Origin of the sequence: Actinoplanes cyaneus (assembly GCF_016862095.1) — a bacterium.
In the GTDB taxonomy this organism is placed as follows: Bacteria; Actinomycetota; Actinomycetes; order Mycobacteriales; family Micromonosporaceae; genus Actinoplanes; species Actinoplanes cyaneus.
In genome coordinates, this window is record NZ_BOMH01000027.1 from 24,370 (window position 1) to 36,962 (window position 12,593).

At 73.5% G+C, this 12,593-nt stretch carries 8 protein-coding genes; 3 read left to right on the top strand and 5 right to left on the bottom strand.

From position 1 onward, the window contains the following. Positions 1-133 precede the first annotated feature (133 nt). On the bottom strand, positions 134-1,198 hold the full coding sequence (locus Acy02nite_RS17145; RefSeq protein ID WP_203741740.1) for a DUF3616 domain-containing protein: 1,065 nt from the start codon (positions 1,196-1,198) through the stop codon (positions 134-136). A gap of 243 nt (positions 1,199-1,441) precedes the next feature. Here Acy02nite_RS17145 and Acy02nite_RS17150 point away from each other — a divergent pair, with 243 nt between their 5' ends. Next, positions 1,442-2,995, top strand: coding sequence for a DHA2 family efflux MFS transporter permease subunit (locus Acy02nite_RS17150; protein ID WP_203741742.1), 1,554 nt, complete (start codon positions 1,442-1,444; stop codon positions 2,993-2,995). 75 nt (positions 2,996-3,070) lie between these two features. Here Acy02nite_RS17150 and Acy02nite_RS17155 read toward each other — a convergent pair whose 3' ends face one another. The 3 genes from Acy02nite_RS17155 to Acy02nite_RS17165 all read right to left on the bottom strand — a co-directional run bounded on the left by Acy02nite_RS17155 (position 3,071) and on the right by Acy02nite_RS17165 (position 5,846). Beyond that, positions 3,071-4,288 carry an alpha/beta hydrolase family protein gene (locus tag Acy02nite_RS17155; protein ID WP_203741743.1) on the bottom strand — a complete coding sequence of 406 codons (1,218 nt, stop codon included), beginning with the start codon at positions 4,286-4,288 and terminating at the stop codon, positions 3,071-3,073. Positions 4,289-4,372: 84 nt separating this feature from the next. Then, positions 4,373-5,614, bottom strand: coding sequence for a GAF domain-containing protein (locus Acy02nite_RS17160; RefSeq protein WP_203741744.1), 1,242 nt, complete (start codon positions 5,612-5,614; stop codon positions 4,373-4,375). 73 nt (positions 5,615-5,687) lie between these two features. Then, positions 5,688-5,846 (bottom strand): hypothetical protein, encoded by a 159-nt coding sequence (locus Acy02nite_RS17165; protein ID WP_203741745.1) that lies wholly within the window; start codon positions 5,844-5,846, stop codon positions 5,688-5,690. Positions 5,847-5,944: 98 nt separating this feature from the next. Here Acy02nite_RS17165 and Acy02nite_RS17170 point away from each other — a divergent pair, with 98 nt between their 5' ends. Both Acy02nite_RS17170 and Acy02nite_RS17175 read left to right on the top strand, forming a co-directional pair. After that, entirely contained in the window at positions 5,945-6,379 is a 435-nt protein-coding gene (locus Acy02nite_RS17170) for a hypothetical protein (protein ID WP_203741746.1), read from the top strand. A 305-nt stretch (positions 6,380-6,684) separates the two neighbouring features. Beyond that, complete coding sequence (locus Acy02nite_RS17175) at positions 6,685-7,476, top strand: SIMPL domain-containing protein (protein WP_203741747.1); 792 nt, start codon at positions 6,685-6,687, stop codon at positions 7,474-7,476. A gap of 27 nt (positions 7,477-7,503) precedes the next feature. Here Acy02nite_RS17175 and Acy02nite_RS17180 read toward each other — a convergent pair whose 3' ends face one another. Further along, on the bottom strand, positions 7,504-12,321 hold the full coding sequence (locus tag Acy02nite_RS17180) for a HEAT repeat domain-containing protein (protein WP_203741748.1): 4,818 nt from the start codon (positions 12,319-12,321) through the stop codon (positions 7,504-7,506). Positions 12,322-12,593 lie beyond the last annotated feature (272 nt).

The following is a 12,593-nucleotide window of genomic DNA, read 5'->3' on the forward strand; positions in this document are numbered from 1 at the left end:
GCAGCTCAGCTGGCACTCACGGTTCGATCCGGGCGCTTTTCCGACCGTGAGTGCCAGCCGGGAGAGTGGGCGGCGGCCGCAGCCGAAAGCACGACGGAGCCGGCCGGCGCACAGCAAACCGCGACGAAGGCGCTCAGCGGGGCAGGCGCAGCACGTCGGCGATCACCGCGCCGTCCGCGGTCAGCCGGGACAGCGCCGGGCTGTCGTAGACGACCAGGATCCGATCGTCGCCGTACGTGCTCAGCCCCTCCGCGTGGTCGTCCCCCTCGCCGAAGCTCAGCTCCAGCTCCCGGCTGATCAGCTCGCCGCGCACGACCGACGGCATCCCGGTGCGGGCGGCGTCGTGCCAGCGGTAGACGCGCACCGGCCCGTCCAGCGCCATCGTCGGCCCGGCCAGCACCAGCAGATCGTCGCCGTCCGGGCACAGGTCACGCACGCCGAGCCCGTCCAGATCCAGGACATGCTTACGGTACGGCCGCCCGTCCTCGAACGGCCGCAGCCGCAACCGCGCCGGGGCGTCCGGGGTCACGTACGGCCGCAGCTCCAGCACGAACGCCCACCCGCGCAGCACCGGCCCCCGCAGCCCCAGGTAGACCCGGTCGTCGCGCACCGCGATCCCCTCGATGTCCAGCCCGTTGTCCTTGCCGGGGATCGGCAGGAACGGCGCCAGGTGCTCGTCGTCGCGCAGCATCCGGCGCAGGTCGTCACGACCGCTCAGCGCCGCGGCACGATGAACGACACCATCGACCACCTTCTCCCGTACGGGCGTGGGCACTCCCCCGACGTCGGCGACCGGCAGCCGTACGAGAATCTGCCGGTTGTCCTGCCCCTCGACCCGGGCGAGCCGTTTGAGCGCCTTGGGGCCGTCGTGATGCCCGCGGATCTGCTTGCGCCGCAGGCTGTGCGAGCCGACCGCCCACAGGAAGTGCCCGGTCCGGGCGAGCCCTTCCACGTCGGCCTCCTCGTCGGCGTCCGCCCCGGGCAGGTCGACCAGGTCGGCGAGGCGGAAGCGGGTCTCCTCCCCGAACTCGGCGGGCTTGTCCGGGTTGTCGGCGAGCAGCCGCTCGACGGTCGCGGTCTCGTCACCGGCGATCCAGAGGACGGGGCCGTCACGACGTACCGCGGAAAGGTTGGTGTGGGTTGCCGCCGCCCGCGAGTCGTCGGAGAACCGCAGGCGCACGGTGTGGTCGACCGTCATGGTCAACATCGTTGCACCGGCACGCTCGCACCGGCCGCCGCGGCGCGGAAATGTGCCACCCGGCCGAGTCGGATTCGGTGCGGACCGCGAGGAGGGCACCCCGGAATCGGGCCTCCGGGACTACCGTCGACGCAGGATACGCCGACCGTGCCGTGCCAGTGTCCTGTGCGCTCCGTGCCAGCGGGGCGCGGAAGACTCGGAGCGATTCACGGAAGACGGCGTCACTGGCCCGGAGAAGGAACTATGACAGAGGCTGCTCCACCCGCCACCACCAACGACGAGCGGATCACCGGCGACATCCTGAAGATCGCCGGCGTCGTCGTGCTCGGCGCCATCATGTCGATCCTCGACATCACTGTCGTCAACGTCGCCTTGCCCACCTTCCAGACCACGTTCGGGGAGCCCGGTCAGCCCCTCCCCTACTCGACCGTCGCGTGGACGGTCACCGGTTACACCCTCGCGCTGGCCACCGTCATCCCGCTCACCGGCTGGGCGGCCGACCGGTTCGGCACCAAACGGCTCTACATGACCGCGATCGGGCTGTTCACGATCGGGTCGGTGCTGTGTGCCATGGCGACCGGCATCAACATGCTGATCGCCTTCCGGGTCCTGCAGGGCCTCGGCGGCGGCATGCTGATGCCGCTGGGCATGACGATCATGACCAAGGCGGCGGGCCCGAAGCGGATGGGCCGGCTGATGGCCATCCTCGGCGTGCCGATGCTGCTCGGTCCGATCGGCGGCCCGATTCTCGGCGGCTGGCTGATCGACGCGGCCAGCTGGCACTGGATCTTCTTGATCAACCTGCCGATCGGCGTGATCGCCCTGATCTACGCGTTCGTGGTGCTGCCCAGGGACGCGCCGCACCCGTCCGAGACGTTCGACTTCGTCGGCATGCTGATGATGTCGCCGGGTCTGGCGCTGTTCCTCTACGGCGTCTCGTCGATCCCCGCCGAGGGCAAGGTCGGCTCGGCGAAGGTCCTGATCCCCGGGATCATCGGCCTGGCCCTGGTGGCCGCGTTCGTCCTGTATTCGTTCAGGCCCAAGCATCCGCTGCTCGACCTGCGGCTGTTCAAGAACCGGAACCTCGCGGTCAGCATCATCACGATGTTCCTGTTCGCGGTGGCGTTCTTCGGCGGCCTGCTGCTCGTGCCGACGTACTTCCAGCAGATCCGCGGCGAGTCGGTGCTCCACGCCGGCCTGCTCGTCGCCCCGCAGGGCATCGGCGCGATGCTGACCATGCCGATCGCCGGCACGCTCAGCGACAAGTTCCCGGTCGGCCGGATCGTGCCGTTCGGCCTGCTGCTGATCCTGGGCGGCATGATCAGTCTGACCCAGATCACGGCGACGACGTCGTACACCTATCTGATCGTGACCCTGTTCGTGATGGGTCTGGGCATGGGCGGCACGATGATGCCGATCATGACCTCGGCGCTCAAGACGTTGCGGCAGGCCGAGGTGGCCCGCGGGTCGACGCTGCTCAACATCACCCAGCAGATCGCCAGCTCGGTCGGTGTCGCCATCATGTCGGTGATCCTGACCAACGGCTTGAAGGACGCCTCGCTGGCCGGCCCGGCGATCGCGTCCCGGCAGGACCCGGCGATCGCGGCGCAGCTCGGCCCGGCCGGGATCGCGCAGGGTCTGGAGCAGGCCGCGGAGGCGTTCGCGCACACGTACTGGGTGGCGGCCGCCCTGGTCGCGGTCACCGTGGTCTCGGCGCTGTTCCTGCCCCGCAAGCGCGAGGACGTGCACCTCGCCGATGGGGCGGGCGCCGATGCCGCACCGGTGATCCTGCACTGATCGCGGGCACTGACAACGGCCCGGCGAAGGCCGGTGGGAGTCTCCTCCCACCGGCCTTCGCCCCCCGGCGTGCGATCAGCGGTGGGAGCGGAGCCAGGCGCGGATGTCGGCGACGACCTGCCGGTCCGGCTCGGCGAACCGCGGCGTGAACTTCGGGGTGACGTTCATGGTGTGCGCCATCCCCGGGTAGATGACGATCCGGTGGTCCCGGTTCCCCGCGGCGCCGACAGCGGCATCCGCGGCCAGCGCCGCCCGTGCCGGGGTCTGCAGGTCGTTCTCACCGTTGAGCAGCAGCGTCGGGCCGGTGAACCGGGGCAGGGCCTGCGTCACCGTCGGGAACCGCGCGATGTCGGCGACGTATTCCTGCAGCGTCTCCAGGCCCGGCACGTCCGGGTAGTTGTCGATGCCGGTGGCCTTGCGCAACACCGCTCCGGCCTCGGCGTCGATCGCGATCTGACCGTCGTGGTCGGTGTCGGTGCTGCCCAGCACCCGGTCGCCGTCGAGCAGGACCGACCGGAACTGATCGGCGGCCTCCTTCGGCTGACCGATCAGGCCGTCGATCGCCTCGGCCGCCGTCAACCTGCCGTCGGCGTCCACGTCGAACTCATCGTGCAGCTGCAGCAGCAGCCGGCCGTAGAGCTGCAGCGTCAGCAAGTCCCTGATGTTCTGACCGACCACGCCCATCGCGATCACGCCGGCCGGAGCGGGGATGCCGAACGCCTTCGGATCGGCGGCCAGGTTGGCGGCCACGTTCGTGCCCTCGCTGTGGCCGAGCAGGAAGATCTTGGACGGGTTCACCCGGGGCGAGGCGGCTGCGAACCGCACCACCGCGGCCGCGTCCCGCTGGATCCGGTCGTACGGGTTCTTCGGGTTCAGCTGCGCGGGATCGGTGCTCTCCACCGGGCCGATGCCGGTCACCCCGCGCTTGTTGAAGCGCAGCGCCGCGTAGCCCTCCCGGGCGGCGGCCTGCGCCAGCGGCACGAACGTCGAGCCTCCGCCGTCGGGCAGGGTCTGGTTCATGTCGTTGTGCCCGCTGCCGTGCAGCAGGACGACCAGCGGCAGCCGGCCCTTCGCCCGGCTGGGGTAGGTCAGCTCGGCCTGCGTGACCCAGCCCTCGCCGAAGTCGATCCGGACCTGTTCCCGGGTGATGCCGGCCCAGCCCGACCCCTGTGCGACGGCCGCCTTCTGCGCGGCGCCCGTGTCCTGCGCCTCGGCGATGCCGGCGCCGCCGGCCAGCACGGTGACGGCGGTCAGGGTGACCGCCAGGCTGCGGTACTTCGTCCTCGGTGTCATGAGGGAAACGCTATTTCCGGCGGCCGCCGGCATCGATCCCGCCAACTACCCGATTCCTGGTACAGCAGGCTGTACCAGGACTGCTCAGCGGCTCAGGTAGGCAGCGAGGCCGCCGAGCTCCTCGCTGGCGATGAACACCGAGCGCACGTTGATGATGGCCTCCTCGACGTGGGTGGAGCAGCCCCACGCCGCGTCGCCCCACGAATCGGCGATCTTGATCTCCGCCGGGGCGGTGCACCCCTGAGCGCCGCCGAGCTGGCAGAGCTCCGGGTGCGGCTTGACGGCCTGTGCGGTCGCGGCGGCGCTCATCCGGTCGGCGAGCTCCGCGGCGGCGGTGGCACGCCGCTCGGCGTCGGCCCGGAGCTCCTGCTCGGCACGGACCGCCTTGGCCAGCTCGTCGTGCGCCACCCGGGCACGTTCCTCGGCCGCCGCCTTGGCCTCCTCGATGTGGTGACGCTCGATCGCCAGGGCCGCGGTGCCGGCGAAGACCCGCGCCAGAGCCAGGTCGGCCTCCTCCGGGACACGCGGCGTGCGGTGGTACATCGCGAAGGTGCCCAGCAGGGCGCCGTCCCGGGCCAGGATCGGCGTCGACCAGCAGGCGGCCAGGCCGGCCCGGCCGGCCAGCTCCCGGAAGTCGTCCCAGAACGGATCGGTGGTGATGTCGGTGACGATGACCGGCTCGCGCCGGTGCGCGGCGGTGCCGCACGAGCCGACGCCCTCACCGGTGGCGATCCCGTCGATGGCCTCGTTGTAGAAGCCGGGCAGGCTCGGCGCGGCGCCGTGCCGCAGATGCAGGCCGTCGGCGTCGGCCAGCAGGACCGAGACGAGCACCTCCTCCGGCGCGAGCTCCTCGATGCTGCGGGCCATCCCGTCCAGCACCTCGCCGAGAGCGGCCTGCCGGGCGATCTGCTCCAGCAACGCACGATGCTCGGCCATCAACCGCTGGGTCTGCTTGACCTGGGTGGTCTCGACCCCGATCACGTGCACGCCGATCACCTGACCGGTGGCATCGCGGCGGGGCTCGCAGGTGAAGTCGAAGGACGCCGCCCGCTCGTGCTCGCCGGCGCCGAGCACGACCTGCACGTCACGGGCGGTCTGCGGCTCGCCGGTGCGATAGGCCTCGTCCAGCAGGGCCGGGAAACCGGCCGGACCGTCCACCAGCGCGTCGCCGGGGCCGGCCCCGTCCTGGCCGATCGCCGTGAAGAACGCCGGGCTCGCCGTCTCCACCACGTGCCGCGGCCCGGCCAGCGACGCGAACACCGCGGTGGACTGCCCGAACAGCGCCCGCAGATCCTCGTTGGCGCCGTTGCCAGTTACTGCCACCATCAGGCGTCTCGCCTCTCGTCGATCGCGCTCGAGCGTCATCAACCTACGCCATCACGCCGGGAGCGCCACCGGCTCAGCGGATGCGCTGCGCCAGCTTCGCGACGACGCCACCGACAGCCATGCTGACGACCGGCGTGGCCACGGCCGGCAGACGCGTCTTCCGCATGATCCACGCGGTGGCGGCGGTCGTGGCGACGGGCAGCGCCGCCCGCACGATGGTGCTCTTGTCCATGCCGGGTACCTCTTTCTTCTCGTGACGTCTCTGCCGCATACCCACCCGGGCCCGCAGGTAGGCGTGCTTTCCCTTCCTCCCGGCCCGATAGTGGATCGATGAGCTGGTGGCGACGTTCCCGCCCGGTGTACGCCGTCGACGGCGTCGCGCCGCACCGCAACAGTGCCGGCTGGGACATCTACGAGGGCGACACCCTGGCGGCTCGGCCGGTGGTGGCCGGCGCCCTCGCCCGGCTGCCCCGCGACCCGGCCCTGGCGTACCTGCCGTTCTCGCTGGCACTGAGCACGAGGGACGGCCGGGAATGGGGCCTGGCGTTCGGCGACGAGGCGCTGACCTGGTTCGACCTGTCCGCCCCCGACGGCAGCGACCTCTTCGAGGAGACCCTGGCGGCCGCGGCGTTCACCGGCACGGTCGAGCGCGTTGACCGCGAGGCGTTCGTGTTCACGACCACCGGGTCACTCCCGGCCGACGTCACCCTGGCCCACTGCCTCGACATCTGCGGCACGGTCTTCCGCCGGCTCACCGCCGGCTGACCGCCACCCCAGACCCGGGACCCCCACCGATTCGACGGTACGAAGGAGCCGGCCGCCACATCCAGGAGTGGCTCGACGGCCTGCCTGGCGACCCTCGCAGCGGAACGCGGTGTGACGCTCCACAGCTCACCCAGCGGCGCCGCCCGTCCTGTTGATGCAACACGCAATCGTACTGGCCCCACACGCAGCGGACGGACCTTGCGAGCCGCCGCTGCCGACACTTCCGCCTCACAGACGTCAGATATGCCGCTCATAACCGACATCAGGCACGAGTATGGGGGAAATGTAACGTCGAGGGCGGGTATATGAAGAAGTCACACGTCGCGCATGCGTTTGTTGTTCTGGCCACGCTTGCCGGGCCGTCGTTGCTGGCCGGCGGCCGGCCGGCCGCCGCCGCGAGCGCGCCGGTCGCCGGGGAGAGCGCGCCGGCCGCCGGGGAAACACGGGAAAGCGTGATTGTCAGTGGGACCGGCGAGGAGACGCGCGAAAGCGTGATCGTCAGCGGCACCGGCAAGGTGTCCGGCGAGCCCGACGTGCTCACCGTCAGCTTCGGGGTGGAGACCGACGCTCCGGCGGTCGGGCCGGCTCTGGACCGGGCTGCCACGGCGTCCACCCGGATGCGCGACGCGCTGATCCGGGCCGGGGTCGCCAAGGCCGATCTCCAGACCTCGGACGTCAGCGTCAACTCACGGCGGAACGGCACCAAGATCACCGGGTACACCGTGAGTCAGGGCCTCACCGCCAAGATCCGGACGCTGCCGAAGGCCGGTGCGGTGATCTCCGCGGCCATGACGGCCGGCGGCGACGCGGCGAGGCTGCACGGCACGTCGTTCGCCATCGAGAACGACGGCGCGCTGCTCACCGAGGCCCGCAAGCGGGCGTTCGCCGACGCTCGCGGCAAGGCCGAGCTGTACGCGCGAGAGGCCGGCCGCCCGCTGGGCCGGGTCATCAGGGTGAGCGAGGAGAGCGCCGGTTTCTCCGGCGGCACCGGCCTGCGCGGCCTGGCCTACGCGGATCAGGCCGCGCCGGTCGAGCCGGGCCGCCAGGACGTGTCGGTGACGATCAGCGTGGAGTGGGCCCTCAACCCACCGGCCTGAGCCCGGCCGCCACGTCTCCGGAAGCTGTCACGCCGTCCCGGCCGCCGGTGCCGCGAGCACGTCGATCCGGTTGAGGATCTCGGTGTAGAGGTGCCGCCGGTCCGGGCGAGCCCGGCCGGCCGCGTGGGTGAGGGCGGGCACGGCGGAGCGCCCGAGGTGGACCAGGCCGTCAGCGGCGGCCCGGCGCACGGCGGTGTCCGCGTGGGCGAGCAGACCCACGATGGCGGGGATCGCCGGTGGGTACGCGGCGTGGCTGAGAGTGCCGACCGCGGACCGGATCACCTCCGGCCGGGGATCGTCCAGCAGGACCGTGGTGTGCCGCAGGTAGTCGGTACGGCTCAGGACACGGCGGCCGACACGGTGGGCGTGCAGTCGCACCCGGCCCTCCGGATGGTGCAACAGCTGGGCCAGCACGCTCTCCAGCTCGGGGTCCGGGCCTGTCCCCGGGTCGTCTTCGAACGCCTCGGCGAGCTGGGTCAACGCGCGACGGACCTGCTCGGTGTGACCGGTACGGATCAGGTCGAACAGCTCGTCGCGCACCGGACCGTCATCGGCCGCGCCGGCCGTGGGCAGCGGCCGCCCGGCGAGCGCCGCGAGCCCCGCCGCATCGTCCTCGGCAGCGCCCGGACCACGCAGCGGACCGTCGACCAGACGGAGCTTGCCGGCCAGGTCGTCGCGCCCGTCGGCGCGCAGTCGCCGGCACGTAGCGGTCAACGCCGGGGTGCGCAGCAGGGGCCGGCCGACGAGCAGGTCGAGGAAGCCCCACTCCCCCGCGTCGAGGCGGGGGCGCACGTGCTCGGCGATGGCGTCGGCGAGTTCCGGGACGGCGCGCAGCGCGCGTTCCGCCGCCTCTCGCAGGGCCCGGTCGCCGTGCTCCCACCAGTCCAGCAGCAGCGGCAGCAGCCGGAGGAGGCCGGGCGGGCCGAGGTGCGCCGCGACGCGGGCCACCCGTTCCGGGAGGACAGCGGGCGCGCCGGCCCGCAACTGCACCTCGTCGAGGCCGCCGAGAGCCCCGGCGAGCTCGGCGGTGATCGCCACCTCGGCGTCGCCGCGCAGGAACGCGCGGAGCACCGCCTGCCTGGTCTCCGGCTCGGGCCAGTCCCGCAGGGTCGCGGCCGCCGCGTCACGCCGACTCGCGGCGGGTGCGGCGAGGGCGGCGAGGAGGCGTTCCCGCTGGGCCGCCGAGCGGGGCTGGTCGAGGTCGCCGTCGTGCGGGATCCGAGTCACGACGGCGGGCCGCCGGGCGCTCTCCGCCAGGGTCCACGGTGGTGCGCCGACCGGCTGGACGGTGTCCATCCAGTCCAGCAGCTCGGGGCGGGTGTCCGGGCCGGCCTCGGGGTAGACGTCGATCAGCGCGGCGAGGCACTCCCGGGAGGGGATCGTCGCGTCGTCGCGGGCGCGGAACTCGCTGACCGCGCCGCCCCGCACGGCGGTCTCGAGCCCGAGCCGCCACGTCACGGCCGCCGAGGAAACGGCCGCCGAGGAAACGGCCGCCGAGGAAACGGCCCCCGTGGAAACGGCCCCCGTGGAAACGGCCCCCGTGGAAACGGCCCCCGTGGAAACGGCCCCCGTGGAGAGGGCCCCGGTGGAGACGGCCGCAGTGGTGACGTGCCCGGGATCGACGTCGAAGGCCTCGCGCAGCACGGCTTTCACGGCGAGCCACGGGTCGGGGCCGAGCCCGGCCGCCGCGATCGCCCACTCCACGTCGGAACGGGTCAGCACCGCACCGCACCGGCGCAGCACCGCCAGCGGTGACCGGCGCCCGGCCGCGGCGGGCGGCGTCGCGCGGATGCGGGTGGCGACGTCCAGCGCCTCGGCTGTGCCCAGTGTCGGCGCCACCGCATCGAGGACCGCGAGGAGGTCGTCGCGGTCCGGCCCGGTCACGTCGCCCAGTCCACCGGCCAGGGTGGCGGCGGACCCGGCGAAGGTGCTGAGCTCGTCCGCCCGCCAAGGGGCGGGGCAGAGCCGCAGCGTGAGCCGGAGCGCGGCCGGCCAGGACTCGGCGAGCCGCAGCCAGTCGGCCAGCATCGGCCGGAGCCGGTCGAGCTGATCGGGGCTCAGGTCGCCGGGCCGGCGTTGATGGCGATCCGCGATCCGCCGGGCGGTCGTGGTGTCCCAGCCGTCGAGCACCAGCGTGTCGACGTCGTCGTCGGCCGGGCCGTCAGTGTCCGGCTCCGGGCGGGGCGGGCCGGCGACACCGTAGGCCGCCAGCTGCTCCGCCAGGTCCTCGACCGTTCCGGAGCCGAGTCTGACGCGGCCCGTGGCGACCAGCGTGAGCAGCAGCGGCGCGACCGGTGAGCGTTGCTGCGCCAGAGCGGCGACCGCCCGCGCCGACAGCATCCGGTCGACGCCGGCCAGCAGCAGCTCGCGGGTCCGGTCGTCGGGCGCCTGTTCGGCCGCCGCCAGGACCGTAGCCGGGTAGGCGTCGCCGAGAATCGCCCGGAGCGCCTCGACGAGGGTCGCGCGCAGGCCGGGGTTGTCATGGCGGCCGAGCCAGGACGACAGCCGGGGCACCACCGCCGGCGTGCCGGCGCGGACCAGCGCCTCGGCGGCGGTCTTCTTGACGTTCATGGCGGGGTGCTCGAGACCCGCGGCGATCGCCGGCGCGGCCCACCGGGCCCGAGCCTGACCGAGAGCGATCAGTGCCTGCCGGACGGTCTGCCGGTCGCGGGCGCGGGTCAGCGCGATCAGGCTCGCCGACATCACGTCGGCGCTGTCGTCGTCGGTCCCGGTCCCGGCGGCGAGCAGGGCGATCACCTGCTTGCGGACGTGCCGGTCGCGGTGCCGTAACAGCCGGTGCACCCTGGCGCGGGTGCCCGCCCAGGGCGCGTCGCGCAGCAGCGCGAGCAGGACCGCCTGCTCGCCGCTCGACAGGCCGGGCCGGTCCAGCAGGTCCAGCCCGATGGTCGCGACCAGCGCGTGCCCGGCCTCGTCGGCGCTGCCCGCCGCACCCACGCAGAACGGCCGGAGCTTGCCGCGCTCGTGCAGGCGGGCACCGAGCGCGTGGATGGCCGTCACCACCTCGACGGGAACGGCGGGTTCACCCACCGGCGGGCCGGCCGTGGGCCCGGGCACGGCGGATCCGGCGAGGTCGGACACGATCCGCAGCAGCAGACCGGTGATGGTCGTCAGCGTGCCCGGGTCACCGGCACGGGCCAGCCCGGTCAGCGCCTGTACCGGGCTGTCCGGATCGGCGCCGGCGGTCAGCAGCGCCACTTCCCGGGGGTCGGCGGCACCCAGGTCGGCGGCGATCCGGGGCGGGAGGTCGCGCGAGTCCAGCCGGGCCAGGATCGTACGCCGCAGGTCCGGGTCGTCGTTGAGGTGCCACAGCAGCGCGAGCGCACGATGGCGGACCGGCCGCAGGTGGGGTGCGACGACGCCGATCGCGGGATCCGGGCCTGGCGGGACCGGGTCGCCGGCCGGTGCCGTCACGCCCCGCGGGTTCAGGCCGAGCCCGTCGGCGAGCGCCGCCACGGTGCGCGGGCCGCCGATGGCCTCCAGCGCGCCCAGGGCCGATCCGGGCGAGCGCGGCAACGCGTCGATGACCGCCGCTTCCGCCGGGTGGTGACGCAGCGCGCGGATCGCGTCCAGGAACGGTTCCGGGCGTGACGGCGCGGGCAGCACAGCGGCGACGGCGTCACCCACCGCGAGGTCGCCGCCGCCCTGCGCGGCGAGACCCACCAGCAGTTCCAACCGGCGCGGCCATCGCACGTCGCCGGGGTCCTCGGTCAGCAGCGCCCGGAACGCCCGGTGCCGGCAGGTGAACAGGATCGTGGCGGCCTCGGCCGGGGCGACCGCGTGGTCGGCCAGCGCCAGGTCCACGATGGCCGCGGCGTCCTCATCGCCGGGGAACTCACCACGCCGGTGCATCGCCCGCAGGCAGTCGATGGCGGCCACCCCGAGCAGCAGCGGGTCGGCGGCCGCGGCCGCCGTGACCCGGGAGATGTCGTCGCGTCCGGCCAGATCACCCAGCGCTCGCAGCGCCGCCTGCCGTGTGCCCGGCGGTGCCGCCTCGTCCACGACGACGTCCCACAGCAGGTCGTCGTGCCCGTGCCGCGCCGCGACCGCGATCGCAGCATCGATCCCGGCGGGTCCGGGTGTCCCGGCGGGGATTGCCGCGCCGGAAGGGGCCGGGGCAGCCGGGTGGAGGAACGGCGTCAGAGCGGCGCGCGGCACCGGGGCGAACGCGGCCCACGGCTCGGCGAGTTCCCGCAGGGCGGCGACGGCCACCCCGGCGTCCGGGGTGTCGAGCAGCCCGCCGATCAGCGCACGGGCCCGGCCCGGGGCCAGCAGCGCGGCGTGCAGCCCGGCCCGGGTCAGCCGCAGCGCGGCGCCGCGCAACACCGGGTCTCCGGTGCCGGCCAGTTCACCCACCAGGTCCGCGAGCCGGGTCGCGGCGTCGGCGGTGATCCCGTCGACGGCTTGACAGAGCACCTCACCGGCCGGTTCCGTGCGAACGGTCTCCGGCTGGTGCAGGATCTCGGCGCGCAGCCAGGCGATCCGCACCGGGGCGGGCAGGCCGGCGGTACGCCATCGCGGCCGGCGCCGCGGCGGGACGTGACGCCAGAGTCGCTCGTAGAGCCCGGCCAGCAGCAGCGCGGTCTCCGGCGGCCCGTCCAGGGTTTGCGGCAGCATCCCGGCGAGCTCGGCCGACTCGGGCTCGCCGGCTCGCGCGGCCCGCGCGCCGAGGCGTTCCAGGCCGAGGTGGCGCAGGCGGGGGTCATCCTGGCGGACGAGGAGCCGCAGGACGGCCGGCGTGCAGTCCGCCGCCCCGAGGTGGGCGGAGAGCCAGGCAAGATCACCACGCCGCACCGCCTCACGAACCGCTTCGCGCACTGGCGTCATGCCGCCCGATGCTAATCGGCCGGCCGCTCCGGCCGGGTCCGCGCCGTCCCACCAGGGTCGCGCCCCACCGGCACCGAAACACCCCGGCCGCCGACCGAAACACCGAGGCAGGGCGGCGGCCCGCCGTCGTGCTGATCGCCGCGGCTCGCCTGCAGGGACGTCACCAGCGAGATTGCCATTCATGAGTTTCTCTTCGTAACGCGCTTGACATCTTGCCGAAAACGTTTTCGTAAGGAACGCTGGCCTCCAGGATGGACCGGGTATCCGGTCAC

Coding starts and splice junctions, on each gene's coding strand:
- Acy02nite_RS17180 (WP_203741748.1), bottom strand. CDS start 12,321: ATGACGCCAGTGCGCGAAGCGGTTCGTGAGGCGGTGCGGCGTGGTGAT.
- Acy02nite_RS17150 (WP_203741742.1), top strand. CDS start 1,442: ATGACAGAGGCTGCTCCACCCGCCACCACCAACGACGAGCGGATCACC.
- Acy02nite_RS17170 (WP_203741746.1), top strand. CDS start 5,945: ATGAGCTGGTGGCGACGTTCCCGCCCGGTGTACGCCGTCGACGGCGTC.
- Acy02nite_RS17165 (WP_203741745.1), bottom strand. CDS start 5,846: ATGGACAAGAGCACCATCGTGCGGGCGGCGCTGCCCGTCGCCACGACC.
- Acy02nite_RS17175 (WP_203741747.1), top strand. CDS start 6,685: ATGAAGAAGTCACACGTCGCGCATGCGTTTGTTGTTCTGGCCACGCTT.
- Acy02nite_RS17145 (WP_203741740.1), bottom strand. CDS start 1,198: ATGACGGTCGACCACACCGTGCGCCTGCGGTTCTCCGACGACTCGCGG.
- Acy02nite_RS17155 (WP_203741743.1), bottom strand. CDS start 4,288: ATGACACCGAGGACGAAGTACCGCAGCCTGGCGGTCACCCTGACCGCC.
- Acy02nite_RS17160 (WP_203741744.1), bottom strand. CDS start 5,614: ATGGTGGCAGTAACTGGCAACGGCGCCAACGAGGATCTGCGGGCGCTG.